General features: G+C 67.5%; 10 protein-coding genes and 1 tRNA gene. 8 read left to right on the forward strand and 3 right to left on the reverse strand.

Annotation, left to right across the window (positions count from 1 at the left end):
• Positions 1-3: 3 nt before the first annotated feature.
• Positions 4-1,653 carry an arginine--tRNA ligase gene (gene argS / locus ACQCSU_RS05135; RefSeq protein ID WP_426978614.1) on the reverse strand — a complete coding sequence of 550 codons (1,650 nt, stop codon included), beginning with the start codon at positions 1,651-1,653 and terminating at the stop codon, positions 4-6.
• Positions 1,654-1,852: 199 nt separating this feature from the next.
• On the opposite strand from argS, the gene ACQCSU_RS05140 reads away from it, so the two are divergent.
• From ACQCSU_RS05140 to ACQCSU_RS05155, 4 genes are all read left to right on the forward strand, one after another.
• Positions 1,853-2,296, forward strand: coding sequence for an FMN-binding protein (locus ACQCSU_RS05140; RefSeq protein ID WP_426978615.1), 444 nt, complete (start codon positions 1,853-1,855; stop codon positions 2,294-2,296).
• 32 nt (positions 2,297-2,328) lie between these two features.
• Positions 2,329-3,213: an FAD:protein FMN transferase gene (locus ACQCSU_RS05145; protein WP_426978616.1), complete on the forward strand. Its 885-nt coding sequence runs from the start codon at positions 2,329-2,331 to the stop codon at positions 3,211-3,213.
• Complete coding sequence (locus ACQCSU_RS05150; protein WP_426978617.1) at positions 3,210-4,745, forward strand: FAD-dependent oxidoreductase; 1,536 nt, start codon at positions 3,210-3,212, stop codon at positions 4,743-4,745. Before ACQCSU_RS05145 ends, ACQCSU_RS05150 begins: the two co-directional genes overlap by 4 nt.
• Before the next feature lie 151 nt (positions 4,746-4,896).
• A tRNA-Arg gene (locus ACQCSU_RS05155) sits at positions 4,897-4,969 on the forward strand.
• 69 nt (positions 4,970-5,038) lie between these two features.
• Here the strand turns inward: ACQCSU_RS05155 and ACQCSU_RS05160 are convergent.
• Positions 5,039-6,016, reverse strand: a complete 978-nt coding sequence (locus tag ACQCSU_RS05160) for a cation diffusion facilitator family transporter (protein WP_426979718.1) — start codon at positions 6,014-6,016, stop codon at positions 5,039-5,041.
• A gap of 205 nt (positions 6,017-6,221) precedes the next feature.
• Between ACQCSU_RS05160 and ACQCSU_RS05165 the strand changes: the two genes are divergently transcribed.
• Both ACQCSU_RS05165 and ACQCSU_RS05170 read left to right on the forward strand, forming a co-directional pair.
• Complete coding sequence (locus ACQCSU_RS05165; protein ID WP_426978618.1) at positions 6,222-7,280, forward strand: M4 family metallopeptidase; 1,059 nt, start codon at positions 6,222-6,224, stop codon at positions 7,278-7,280.
• Between the two features lie 27 nt (positions 7,281-7,307).
• Complete coding sequence (locus tag ACQCSU_RS05170) at positions 7,308-7,679, forward strand: protealysin inhibitor emfourin (protein ID WP_426978619.1); 372 nt, start codon at positions 7,308-7,310, stop codon at positions 7,677-7,679.
• 22 nt (positions 7,680-7,701) lie between these two features.
• On the opposite strand, the gene ACQCSU_RS05175 is transcribed toward ACQCSU_RS05170, so the two are convergent.
• Positions 7,702-8,670: a GlxA family transcriptional regulator gene (locus ACQCSU_RS05175; RefSeq protein WP_426978620.1), complete on the reverse strand. Its 969-nt coding sequence runs from the start codon at positions 8,668-8,670 to the stop codon at positions 7,702-7,704.
• An 81-nt stretch (positions 8,671-8,751) separates the two neighbouring features.
• Here ACQCSU_RS05175 and ACQCSU_RS05180 point away from each other — a divergent pair, with 81 nt between their 5' ends.
• Both ACQCSU_RS05180 and hrpA read left to right on the forward strand, forming a co-directional pair.
• A complete protein-coding gene (locus ACQCSU_RS05180) occupies positions 8,752-8,919 on the forward strand; it encodes a hypothetical protein (RefSeq protein ID WP_426978621.1) in 168 nt (55 codons plus the stop codon).
• A 170-nt stretch (positions 8,920-9,089) separates the two neighbouring features.
• Entirely contained in the window at positions 9,090-13,142 is a 4,053-nt protein-coding gene (gene hrpA, locus ACQCSU_RS05185; protein ID WP_426978622.1) for an ATP-dependent RNA helicase HrpA, read from the forward strand.
• Positions 13,143-13,146 lie beyond the last annotated feature (4 nt).

Genomic DNA, 13,146 nt, shown 5'->3' on the forward strand with positions numbered 1-13,146 from the left:
CAGTTACATCCGTTCCGGCGCCGAGACGCCCAGCAGTTCCAGTCCGTTGGCCAGCACCTGGCTCGTGGCGTCGTTGAGCCACAGCCGGGTACGGTTCACATCGGTGATGGGCTCGTCACCCTGCGGCGCCACGCGGCAGGCGTCGTACCAGCGGTGGTAGGCGCCGGCAATGACCTCGAGGTGGCGGGCGATCCGGTGCGGCTCGCGCAGCTCGGCAGCCCTGGCCACGATCGAGGGGTAGCTGCCCAGGTAGGAGAGCAGCTCGTTTTCCGTCGCGTGGTCCAGCAGCGAGGCGTCGAAGGCGCTCCGGTCAACCCCGGCCGCCACCGCGTTGCGGGCCGTGCCGCGGGACCGGGCGTGGGCGTACTGGACGTAGAACACCGGGTTCTCATTGCTGTGCTTCTTGAGCAGCTCGGGGTCCAGGGTCAGCGGCGAGTCGGCCGGGAAGCGTGCCAGCGAGTAGCGGACGGCGTCCTTGCCAAGCCAGGAGATGAGGTCCTTGAGCTCGATGATGTTGCCGGCCCGCTTGGACAGCTTGGCGCCGTTGACGGAGACCAGCTGGCCGATCAGGACCTCGATGTTGACCTCGGGATCGTCGCCGGCGGCGGCGGCGATGGCCTTGAGCCGGTTGATGTAGCCGTGGTGGTCGGCGCCGAGCAGATAGATCTTCTCGGTGTAGCCGCGGTCCTTCTTGGACAGGTAGTACGCGGCGTCGGCGGCAAAGTACGTCGGCTCACCGTTCGCGCGGATCATGACGCGGTCCTTGTCGTCGCCGAAGTCCGTGGTGCGCAGCCAGACCGCGCCGCCGTCGTCGTAGACGTGGCCTTGCTCGCGGAGCCGCGCCACGGCGTCCTCGATCGCGCCGGCATCGTGGAGTTCCTGCTCGGAGAAGTACACGTCGAAGTCGACGCCGAACTCGGCGAGCGTCCGCTTGATGTCGTGCAGCTGCGCCTTGTAGGCGGCGCCCCGGATGACCGGCAGCGCCGCCACGTCGGTCAGTTCGCGGATGTCCGGGTGCTGCGTCAGCACTTCATGGCCGAGGTCCGCGATGTACTCGCCCGGGTAGCCACCCTCCGGCACGCCGCGGCCGTGCAGCCTGGACAGCACGGAGTGGGCAAAGACGTCCATCTGCGAGCCGGCGTCGTTGACGTAGTACTCGGCCGTGACATCGGCGCCGGAGGCCCGGAGCACGCGGGCGATCGAGTCGCCCAGGGCCGCCCAGCGGGTGTGCCCGATGTGCAGCGGGCCCGTGGGGTTGGCGGAGACAAACTCCATGTTGACGGTGTGGCCTGCGAGCGCCGTGTTGGTGCCGTAGCCCGCTCCTGCTTCGACGATCGCCCTGGCGAGGGCGCCGGCGGCCCCGGCGTCCACCGTGATGTTCAGGAAGCCGGGGCCGGCGATGTCGACGGCGGACACGCCGTCGATGGACTTCAGCCGGGCGCTGAGAACGGCAGCGAACTCGCGCGGGCTGGTGCCGGCGGCCTTGGCCAGCTGCAGGGCGATGTTGGTGGCCCAGTCGCCGTGGTCCCGGTTCTTCGGCCGCTCCACGCGCACCTCATCCGGGATCTCGGATGCGGACAGCCCGATTTCGCCGGCGGCGACGGCGTCCTTCAGGCAGGCGGAAATGGCGAGGGAGAGTTCTTCTGGGGTCACAGTTCCAGCCTACCCGTGGCCCGCGGTGTGGCGGAATTTGGCGTGACAGCGGGGAGACGGCCCGGGGGCGGCCGGAAGAAGGCCAAGGTTTTCCCAGTGATGCCCCGCACTGAACGATTACGCTGGGGAGAACGTTGTCATCGGTGTCACCGCCTTGAGTCACCGCCCCATCCGATCAACACCTGAAACGAGCCGCGGCATGAATGTCCCTCTCCGTAAAAGCGTCCTTGTCGGCATTGCCGGCCTGTCCCTGGCCGGGACCGCAGCCGGCTGCGCACCGGGCGGCCAGGGCACGGCCGCCCAGGGCGCTGCCCCGGCCGCGACGTCCGCGCCCGCTGCCGGGACCGCCGGCTATAAGGACGGGATCTACTCCGCCGACGGCAACTACGTGTCGCCGAACGGCACCGAGACGGTGGGTGTGAAACTGACGCTGGCCGGCGGGACTGTGTCCGATGTCACGATCACCCCGCATCCCTCCAACTCCAACACCAAGAAGTTCCAGGGCGAGTTCGCCGGCGGCATCAAGTCCCAGATCGTCGGTAAGAAGCTCGATGAGATCAAGGTCTCCAAGGTGGCCGGTTCCTCGCTGACAAGCGGCGGCTTCAACCAGGCCGTGGAAAAGATCAAGGCCGATGCCAAGTAGAGGCCCGGCAGCCGGGCGGTAAGGGAGGCCATGTGCCGCATCCGGGCTGGACGGATTTCAGCTTCGACGGGATCGGTACCCGTTGGGAGATTTCCACGCCCTCCCCGCTCCCCGGCAGGCACCGCCGTCGCTTGCTTGAGGTCGTAGCGGACTACGACGCCGCCTGGTCCCGTTTCCGGCCGGACTCGCTCGTCGCCGGGGCAGCCCGGCAGCCGGGGAGCTATCGGCTGCCCGCGGGGGCCGCTGCCCTCGGCCCGCTCTACGGGACGCTGTACCGGCTCAGCAATGGCGCCATGACCCCACTGATCGGCGGCAGCCTCGAACAACTCGGCTACGACGCCGCGTACTCCCTCCGCCCCGCCGGACCTCCGGTCCCCGCCCCGCGCTGGGAAGACGTGCTGGACTGGGACGGGACGGTGCTGACCACCCGGGCGCCTGTGGTGATTGACGTCGGAGCGGCAGGCAAAGGGCAGCTGGCTGATCTGCTCTCTGCCGAGCTCCTCGCGGGCGGGATCGGTGACCATTTCATCGATGCCAGCGGGGACCTGTTGAACTCCGCTCCGGACCCCGGTACGGCCCCGGTCGAGGTGGCCCTGGAACATCCCTACGACTCGTCCCGGGCGATCGGCACCGTCAGCCTCGGTGCCGGCGCCCTGTGCGCGTCCGCCGCCAACCGGCGGGCCTGGGGCGACGGGCTGCACCACGTTCTGGACGGCAGCACCGGGGTCCCGGTGCGGACCGTCGTGGCCAGCTGGGCAATGGCCGGGACCGCAATGGTGGCTGACGCGCTGGCCACGGCCCTGTTTTTCGTCGAAGGAGCCCGGTTGCGGGAGGAGTTCGATTTTTCCTGGCTGACCGTCTACACGGACGGCCACGCCGAGTATTCGACCGATTTTGAAGGGGTGCTTTTCTCATGACTGCCGTTATCTCCACTCCCATCGGCTCGCGGCTGGACTCTGCGCTGGGCCGGTTCACGATGTATCGGCTGATGCTCTGGGTCCTGGCCGTGCTCGCGGTCTACAGCATGCTGCTGAACGTGCTCGGCTGGCTGAGCTTCGGGCTGCCGGAGATGCTGGCGCACCTCGCACTGTGCCTCGGACTGACGTACGGCTCCAACCGCGTGCTGGCCGCCCTCTTCCATGTGCAGCTGCATAGCGAGTCGTCCCTGATCACGGGCCTGCTGCTGTACTTCCTGTTCTGGCCGACGCAGTTCTCAGCCGGCTTGCAGCTGACGGATCTGGCCGGGGTGGCGCTGGCCTGTGTACTGGCCTCCGTGTCCAAGTACGCGCTGGCCTGGCGCGGCCGCCATATCTTCAATCCGGCGGCGGCCGGCGCCTTCATCAGCGGGCTGACCGGGCTCAACATCGCCACCTGGTGGGCCGCCACGCCTGCCATGCTCTGGCTCCTGCTGCCGGGCGTGCTCCTGGTGCTGTACCGGGTGCGGAAGCTGCTGATGGCCGCCGTGTTTACGGTGGTCGTCGTGTCCATCGTCTCGGCCGAACTGCTCCGGGCCGGTTCGGATATCGGCGAGGCGCTGTGGCAGCCGCTCGCCCAGCGCCCGGTGCTCTTCTTCGTCGGGTTCATGCTCAGCGAGCCGCTCACGCTGCCGCCGCGCCGCTGGCAGCAGCTGGCGCTGGCCACCGTCGTCGGGCTGCTGTTCGCTATCCCCTACAACCTCGGCTTCGTCGCCAACTCCCCCGAGCTGGCGCTGCTGGTGGGGAACGCACTCGCCTTCGCGGCAGGCCAGCGCGGCCGGGTCCGCCTCCACTTCCAGGGCTCCCGGCCGCTGACGCCGACGACGACGGAATTCCGCTTCCAGCCGGAGCGTCCCGTCCGCTACAGCCCCGGCCAGTACATGGAACTGCACCTGCCGCACGAAAAGTCCGACGGAAAAGGGCTGCGGCGCGTCTTTAGCCTCACCAGCCCCCCGGAGTCCCGTGTCCTGACGATCGGGGTGGGGACGGCCGAACCGCTGTCTTCGGCGAAGCGCACGCTGCTGGCCCTGGAACCCGGCGACGAACTGACCGGCACCGCCGTGGGCGGCGATTTTGTCCTGCCCCGGAAGTCAGGCGCGCCCGTCCTGCTGATAGCGGCCGGGATCGGCATCACGCCGTATCTGGCCCAGCTGGCCGCGGGCTCCGCCACGGACCGGGATGTCATCCTGCTGTATCTGGCAAGGAATGCAGCCGAGCTCGCCTACGCGCAGGAGCTCGAAGGCTCCGGCGCCCGCGTCGTGGCCAGGCTCGCGGACGGCTCCCCGCCCCCGGCCTTTATGCAGGATGCGGGCAGGGCCCGGATCGACAGCGCCATCCTGAAGGAACTGGTCCCGGACATCGCCGGCCGGGACGTTTTCGTGTCCGGTTCGCCGGCCAGCGTCCGCTCGCTCCGCGCCGCCGCGCGGGGTGCCGGGGCGCGGAGGATCCACGTGGACTCCTTTGCCGGCTACTGAGCCCGGCGCCCGCCACGGCGCCCGGCAGCGCGCGGGGCAACGCCGGGCAGGGCGGCGCATCAGGGATCGTGCGGCGCGTCGATTTTCCCTTGGAGCCCACCTTCCTGCTAAGCTCTAGGACGTCCCGCCGGTAACGGCAGGATCCCTGATTGCCCTCGTAGCTCAGGGGATAGAGCGTCTGCCTCCGGAGCAGAAGGTCGTTGGTTCGATTCCAATCGAGGGCACAGAATCCAGGCAACACAGCAAGAACCCCGTCGTTTCAGTGAAGCGGCGGGGTTCTTTGCATCCGGACATCAGGACCGGACCGTGCTTCCTTCCGTCCGGAAGCCGAGGGCCGGCTCATCAGGAGTGGCCAGGGTCAGCAGCGCTTCCTCGACCGTTTCATGATCTTCAAGTTCGCGTTCAATGCGGCGCAGGGCTACGGCAACTTCATGCTCGGGCCGGTCGCCCCGCAGGTCCACCGCCGCAACAAGGTACAGCTTGCGGGGCCCGACAAACTCCAGATGCAAGTACGTGATCCGTTCAATCCCGGGGTGTTCCAGCAGCCGCCGCCCCATCGACTGCTCGATGTCCGCAGTCACGCCCTGCCCCACCAGGAAGCGGCGGTTGCGGTCGATCAGCACGACGGCGACCACCGCCAGCAGGAAGCCGACGGCGATCGATCCCACCGCGTCCGGGACGGCCGAGCCGGTGAGCTGATGCAGCAGCACTCCCAGGAAGGCCAGGACGAGGCCTATCAACGCCGCCGCGTCCTCGGCAAAAACGGCGCGCAGGGTGGGGTCTGAGCTGATGAGCACCTGTTCGAGCGTGTGACGTTCCAGCTCGCGCGCGGTACGGCGCGTCTGCCGGAAGGCCTGCGCGAAGGAAATGCCTTCCAGCACGAAGGCAACGGCCAGGACAATGTAGGCGACGAGGAACTCCCCGGCCGGCTCCGGGGTGACGAGTTGTTGGATTCCGTGCATGATCGACACCACCGCGCCGGCCGTAAAAAGCCCGAAGGCGGCAAACATGGACCAGACGTAGGCCTCCCTGCCGTAGCCCAGGGGATGGCTCTTGTCCCGTTTCTTGGCCGATTTCCGTTCGGCCAGAAACAGGAAGACCTGGTTTCCGGTGTCCGCCCACGAGTGCGCCGCCTCAGCGGTCATGGACGCGGAGCCGGTGATCAGGGCGGCCACGGTCTTCGAACCGGCCACCAGAAAATTCGCCACAAAGGCGATGACGACCGTCAGCAGCGTCGAGCCGCTTTTCTTTTCCTCGCCTAATGGGTCCATGGAAGCCACGGTATAGGAAGCCACGGTATGGAAGTCTCGGTTCGATAGCCCGCTTTGGCCGGCAGAGAGTTGGTCCTGCCAAATGTCGGTGCCCCCTCGTAGGCTGTCAGCATCGGCAGCGGGGTTCCGGCGGCCGGCGGGCGGCGGGACTCCGTGCCGGTTGCCTTCCGCGTCAGGACTCCGCCGAAGCACAAAGGGGTCTCACATGTACTGTTCCATCGTCCCTCCCTACCTGCTCCGCCGCCTGGCGGCGCAGCGTGAACCACGGCTCTCCGAGGCTGCGCGTGCGGCCCGGGAAGCACTGCTGCACGTCCAGAGCTTCCAGGCGTCCAGGGCAGCCCCCTCCCCCGCAGCTCCCCCGGGCATGCGGGACCTCAAGCCCTCCCCGCCTGAGCGGACGGTCTACGACGCCAAGTTCGCCGAACAGCTGCCCGGCAGCGTGGTGCGCAAGGAGGGGGAACCACCCACCGGCGATCCGGCTGCCGATGAGGCCTATGACGGGCTGGGCCATACCCACCGGCTCTACGCCGAGGCGTTCGGCCGCAATTCCATTGACGGCAAGGGCCTCCACCTTGATGCCACGGTCCACTACGGCAACCTGTACGACAACGCATTCTGGGACGGCAGGCAGATGGTTTTCGGCGACGGTGACGGCCAGGTCTTCCAGCGGTTCACGAAGTCGCTGAGCGTGATCGGCCACGAACTCGCCCACGGCGTGACCCAGTATTCGGCCGGGCTGGCTTACCGGAACCAGGCGGGCGCCCTGAACGAATCGATGTCCGATGTCTTCGGAGCACTCGTTGAGCAGTATGTGAAGAAGCAGTCGACGGCTGAGGCCAGCTGGCTGATCGGTGAGGGTCTGTTCACGGACCAGGTCCAGGGCGCGGCCTTGCGTTCCATGAAGGCTCCGGGTACGGCGTACGACGACGATGTGCTCGGCAAGGACCCGCAGCCGGACTCGATGGACGGCTACGTTCAGGCGAGGGCCGACAACGGCGGCGTGCACATCAATTCGGGCATCCCCAACCGCGCGTTCTGCCTGACGGCCACGGAGCTGGGCGGCAACGCCTGGGACGCGCCCGCCCAGATCTGGTACGAGACGCTGACGGGAGGGACGCTGGCCGCGAATGCAACGTTTGGCGCCTTCGCGAGGGCCACCGCGGCGTCCGCCAGGGAACTCTTTGGAGCAGAATCCGCAGAGCATGACGCCGTGCTGTCTGCGTGGGAAACTGTGAAGGTAAAGCTCTCCGGAATCAGACGATGAAGCCAGTCTCAAGAAGATCCGAGTCGCATGAAAATCACCGTCCAGCGCAGCGGCGGCATTGCCGGAATGAAGCGGACCTGGTCGGTGCTGGCCACGCCCCCGGATGACAAGGACTTCTGGCAGCCGCTCGTTGAGGCCTGCCCCTGGGACGAAGCCCCGAAGGCCGCCGGGGCAGCCGCCGGCGCTCAGCCGGACCGTTTCCTGTACAGCATCCGTGCGGGCCAGCGACAGGCCACTTTGCCGGAGCAGGCCGTCACGGGTCCGTGGCGGGAACTCGTGGACCACGCCCGGGCGGCGGCGGAGTCAATACCCGACGAGTCAATACCCGAAGATCCGGGCGGCAGGACGCCGCCGGGCGGCCTCCCGCCGTCGGAGGGCTTGTCGGGACCGCTCCGCTAGACGGCTTGCCTAGACGGCTTGCCTAGACCGCTGCAGCCAGTTGGCCCCGGAAAGTTCGCCGGTACGACTGCGGACTCGTGTCAAGCACCTTGGTGAAATGGTGGCGAAGCAGCACCGAGTGGCCGAACCCGGCTTCCCGTGCGACCTCGTCGATGTTGAGTTCCGTGGTCTCGAGCAGTTCCTGGGCGCGCAGAACCCGCTGCGAGTTGAGCCAGGCAGCAGGGGTCGCACCGGTCTCGGAACGGAAGCGCCGGGCAAACGTGCGGGGCGACATATGGACCCGGGCTGCCAGTTCATTGACGGAATGCTCCTCCTCCAGGTGGCGCACCATCCACTGCAGCAGTTCCTCCATCGGTTCGGAGCCGCAGGCCGGGATCGGCCGGTCGATGAACTGGGCCTGGCCGCCGTCGCGGTGCGGCGGAACCACCATGTCGCGGGCGATACCCGCCGCCACGTTAGCCCCGAATTCAACCCGGATCAGATGCAGGCAGGCGTCGATGCCCGCTGCCGTGCCGGCGCTCGTGATGATCCGCCCGTCCTCGACGTAGAGGACGTTTTCGTCCACCAGCGCGGCGGGATACCGGCTGGCGAGTTCCTGGGAATAGTGCCAGTGCGTCGTGCAGCGCCGGCCGTCCAGCAGGCCTGCCCGGGCCAGGGCAAAAGCACCGGAGCAGATGGACATGACCCACGCACCGCGGGCGTGCGCCGCCCGCAGTGTGTCCAGGACGGATTCGGGAAGGTCCTCGTCCCGGCCGTAGGGACTCATGATGACGAGGTCGGCATCCGCCGCCGCCTCCAGCCCGAGCCCGACGTGCATCGACAGCCCGGACTTCATCGGGACATCGCCCGGATCCGGGGCGCAGACCCGGAAGTCGAAGGCAGGAACACCGTTTCCGCGCGCTGAACGGTCTATGCCGAAGACCTCGAACGCGGTCCCGAACTCGAAGACCGAGAAGTTGGGGACCACTATCATTGCCACTGATTTGATCATGCTTCCATTGTGGCAGAAATTATATCTTTTTGGGCATTTCTGCCACTTCTTTTGCTCCCCCGGCCGGAGAACCATAGACGTATGGAACTCATCGGAATTGCCCTCATCATCCTGATCATCGTCGGCCTTGCCGCCACCGCCTCGGTCCTGCGCAACGACGGCCGGGGCCACACCCCACACGTCCGCTCGGAGGACGCCTGGTCCGCCCTGGACCTCCCCAGCACCAGCTACACGCTGCGGATCTTCTGAGGCCCGCGTCCCGGAGTCGGATCCGGCCAAATCCCGTAGTCGCCAACAGTTGCCCGGCCCCCAGGGACCGGGCAACGTCACGTTCCCGGCAGTGGCCGAAGGGGCAGTGGGCAGCAGGACCCCCCGCAGGAGCCGTCCCGGGCAGCAAGCCCAGTAGACTGTCTCCAGCCATGACACTGCATATTTCCTACCCCGCCGAGCTGCCGGTTTCCGAGCGCCGCGATGACCTGATGGCCGCCATCGCGGCCAACCAGGTGACCATCATTGCCGGCGAGACCGGTTCCGGTAAGACCACGCAGATTCCCAAGATGTGCCTGGAGCTGGGCCTCGGCGAGGACGGCCTGATCGGCCACACCCAGCCGCGGCGGCTTGCCGCCCGGACCGTGGCCGAGCGCATCGCAGAGGAACTCGGCGTCGAGATCGGCCAGGAAGTCGGCTTCCAGGTCCGCTTTACCGGCGAGGTCAGCCGTAACACCAAGGTCAAGCTGATGACGGACGGCATCCTGCTGGCCGAGATCCGGCGCGACAAGCTGCTGCGCAAGTACAACGCCATCATCATCGATGAAGCCCACGAGCGCAGCCTCAACATCGACTTCATCATGGGCTACCTCAAGCGGATCCTGCCGCAGCGTCCGGACCTGAAGATCATCATCACCTCCGCCACCATCGATCCGCAGCGGTTCGCCAGGCACTTCGGCAGCGAGGAAGAACCGTCGCCGATCCTCGAGGTCACCGGACGCACCTACCCCGTCGAGATCCGCTACCGCCCGCTCTCCCAGCCGCCTGGCGGCTCCGCGGCCGGCGATGAGGGAATCCCCGCTTCCGACGACGAGCTCGAGGAGGACCGCGACCCGCTGGACGCGGTGTGCGACGCCGTCGACGAACTCGCGCTGGAAGCCCCCGGCGACATCCTCATCTTCTTCTCCGGCGAACGGGAGATCCGCGACGCCGCCGAGGCGCTCAACGCACGGATCCAGACGAACCGCCGGCTGGCCGGTGCGGAGATACTGCCCCTTTTTGCGCGGCTGAGCCTGCAGGAACAGCACAAGGTCTTCCATCCCGGGAGCAAGCGTCGGATCGTGCTGGCCACCAACGTCGCCGAAACCTCGCTGACCGTCCCGGGCATCAAATACGTCATCGACACCGGCACCGCCCGCATCTCGCGCTACTCGCACCGCACCAAGGTCCAGCGCCTGCCGATCGAGCGGGTCTCCCAGGCCTCGGCCAACCAGCGGTCCGGCCGCTGCGGCCGCGTGTCCGACGGCATCGCCATCCGGCTCTACTCGCAGGACGACTTCGAGTCCCGGCCGCCGTTTACAGACCCCGAGATCCTGCGCACCAACCTCGCCGCCGTCATCCTGCAAATGACCGCCATGGGCGTGGCCCGCGGACCCAAGGATGTGGAAAACTTCCCGTTTGTGGAACCGCCGGATTCGCGGGCCATCAACGACGGCGTCACCCTGCTGCGTGAACTCGGCGCCCTGAGCGCGGCGCGCCCACAGGAGCAGACCGGCGACGGCGACGGCCGCCCCGACGGCGGCAGACCGGGCCGCCGCCCGTCCGGCGCTGCTGCCGGAAGCAACGGCGGGCTGACCGCCGTCGGGCAGCAGCTTGCCCAGCTGCCGGTGGACCCGAGGCTGGGCCGGATGATCGTGGAATCCGGCAAGCGCGGCTGCGTCCGCGAGGTCATGATCCTGGCGGCGGCGCTGACGATCCAGGACCCGAGGGAACGACCGTCAGATAAGCAGCAGCTCGCCGCGGAAAAGCACGCGCGCTTCCGGGACGAGAACTCGGACTTCACCGGCTTCCTGAACCTCTGGAACTACATTCAGGAGAAGCAGCAGGAGCTCTCCTCCACCGCGTTCCGCCGGCTGTGCCGCAACGAGTTCATCAACTACCTCCGCGTCCGGGAATGGCAGGACCTGTTCGCCCAGCTGCGCCAGCTCGCCCGGCCGCTCGGCATCAGCCTGGACAACAAGCGGCTGGCGGACCCGGTGGGCAACCACGAGAGCATCCACATCAGCATGCTCTCGGGCCTCCTGAGCCACATCGGCATCCTCGACGAACGCAAGCGCGAGTACACCGGCGCCCGGGGCAGCCGCTTCGCGATCTTCCCCGGTTCGGCGCTGTTCAAGAAGAACCCGACCTTCGTCATGGCGGCCGAACTCGTGGAGACGAGCAGGCTGTGGGCCCGGGTGGTGGCGAAGTTTGATCCTCTGTGGGTAGAGCAGGTGGCGCCGGACCTGGTCAAGCGCAGCTACAGCGAACCGCACTGGTCCAAGAAGATGGGCTCGGTGATGGCCCACGAGAAGGTCACGCTGTATGGCGTGCCGATCATCCCGAGCCGGCGCATCAACTATGGAAAGGTGGATCCGGAGCTCAGCCGTGAGCTCTTCATCCGGCACGCCCTCGTCGAAGGCGACTGGCAGACCCACCACAAGTTCTTCCACCGCAACCGGGCCCTCCTCCACGAGGTGGAGGAGCTCGAGTCACGCATGCGGCGCCGGGACATCCTGGTAGACGACGAAACCCTGTTCGAGTTCTACGACGCCCGGATCGGCAAGGAGGTCGTCTCCGAACGGCACTTCGACAAGTGGTGGAAGGAAGCGCGGCAGCAGGATCCCGCACTGCTCGATTTCGACCAGGCGCTGCTGATCAGCGAGGACGCCGATGCGCTCGACGATTCCGCCTACCCGAAAACCTTGCTGCACAAGGGCTTCGACCTTCCACTGAGTTATGAGTTCCACCCTGTGGCCCCCGGCTCGCCGCCTCATCCGTCCGACGGCGTCACCGCCGAGATCCCCGTGCTCTTCCTCAATCAGCTAGACGACGCCGCCTTCCGCTGGCTCATTCCAGGCCAGCGGGTGGAAATGGTCACGGCCCTGATCAAGTCATTGCCCAAGCAGGTACGCAAGAACTTCGTTCCGGCACCCGACGTCGCACGCCAGGCCGTGGCGGCTCTGGAAGCCGACTTCGATCCGGCCACGGACGAGCTGGAGGCCTCGCTGGAACTGGTCCTGCGCCGGATCCGCGGTCAGGTCGTCCCGCCTAATTCCTGGAACTGGGACGCCGTGCCGCCGCACCTGCGGGTCAGCTTCCGCGTCGTCGACTCGCAGGGCAAGGTGCTGGACGAGGCCAAGGACCTCCCCGCGCTGCAGGAACGCCTGGCCCCGGCAACCCGCCGGGCGATCGCCGAGTCCCTGGGCGCCACGCCGCGCACGACGGCGCCGAAATCAGGTGGCAGGGCCGGCGGGCAGGGTGCCGGCCAGGGTGCCGGGATGGGCACCGCACCTGCCGCGGGCGCGGCCTCGACTTCCGCGGCCTCGACCGGTTTCACTCAGCAGTCCGGCTTCACTGAGGAGTCCGGCCTTACCGAGTGGTCCGTCGGGACGGTGCAGCGCCAGGTCCAGGGCACCGTGAAGGGGCATACCGTCACCGGCTATCCGGCGCTCGTGGACGAAGGCCGTTCCGTGGCCGTGCGGCTCTTCCAGACCAGTTCCGAACAGGAACAGGCCATGCGCGGCGGCGTCATCCGCCTGCTCGCACTCAAGGTGCCGCCGCCGGACCGCTACGTCCTGGAGCATCTGAACAACACCGAGAAGCTGACCTTCAGCCAGAACCCGCACGGTTCCGTATCGGCCCTGATCGCGGACTGCGCGCTTGCCGCCGTCGACAAGCTCACCCCCGCCGAGCTGCCCTGGGACGAGGCCTCGTTCAAAGCCCTGTACGAAAAGGTCCGCGCCGAGCTGATCGACACCGTCTTCACTGTCACCGCCGTCGTCGAACGCATCCTGGCGAGCACCCGGCGGATTGAAAAGCAGCTCAAGGGCACCACCAGCCTCGCCCTGATCAGCGCCCTCAATGACATCAAGAGCCAACTGGAGCAGCTGGTGTACCCCGGCTTTGTGGCACGCACGGGCTACGCCCGGCTGAGCCAGTTGCCGCGGTACCTCGCTGCGATCGAGAAGCGCCTCGAGAAGCTCCCCACTAATGTCCAGCGGGATGCGCAGCACATGGCGGCGATCCAGGCTTTGGAGGACGACTACGACGACGCCGTGTCGGCGCTGCTCCCCGGCCGCCGGGCCGGGGCCGAGTTAACCCAGGTCCGCTGGATGATCGAGGAGCTCAGGGTGAGCCTGTTCGCCGTCGAACTCGGCACGGCGTATTCGGTCTCGGAAAAGCGGATCCGGACGGTGCTTAACAAGGTGCTGGCGCCGGCCTAGCCTC

The organism is Pseudarthrobacter sp. O4 (genome assembly GCF_050157025.1).
Classification (GTDB): Bacteria; Actinomycetota; Actinomycetes; order Actinomycetales; family Micrococcaceae; genus Arthrobacter.

Bases quoted from the DNA above. Each gene is read 5' to 3' on its own strand.
- ACQCSU_RS05140 (WP_426978615.1), top strand. From the start codon at position 1,853: ATGAATGTCCCTCTCCGTAAAAGCGTCCTTGTCGGCATTGCCGGCCTG.
- ACQCSU_RS05150 (WP_426978617.1), top strand. From the start codon at position 3,210: ATGACTGCCGTTATCTCCACTCCCATCGGCTCGCGGCTGGACTCTGCG.
- ACQCSU_RS05160 (WP_426979718.1), bottom strand. From the start codon at position 6,016: ATGGACCCATTAGGCGAGGAAAAGAAAAGCGGCTCGACGCTGCTGACG.
- ACQCSU_RS05165 (WP_426978618.1), top strand. From the start codon at position 6,222: ATGTACTGTTCCATCGTCCCTCCCTACCTGCTCCGCCGCCTGGCGGCG.
- ACQCSU_RS05170 (WP_426978619.1), top strand. From the start codon at position 7,308: ATGAAAATCACCGTCCAGCGCAGCGGCGGCATTGCCGGAATGAAGCGG.
- ACQCSU_RS05175 (WP_426978620.1), bottom strand. From the start codon at position 8,670: ATGATCAAATCAGTGGCAATGATAGTGGTCCCCAACTTCTCGGTCTTC.
- ACQCSU_RS05180 (WP_426978621.1), top strand. From the start codon at position 8,752: ATGGAACTCATCGGAATTGCCCTCATCATCCTGATCATCGTCGGCCTT.
- hrpA (WP_426978622.1), top strand. From the start codon at position 9,090: ATGACACTGCATATTTCCTACCCCGCCGAGCTGCCGGTTTCCGAGCGC.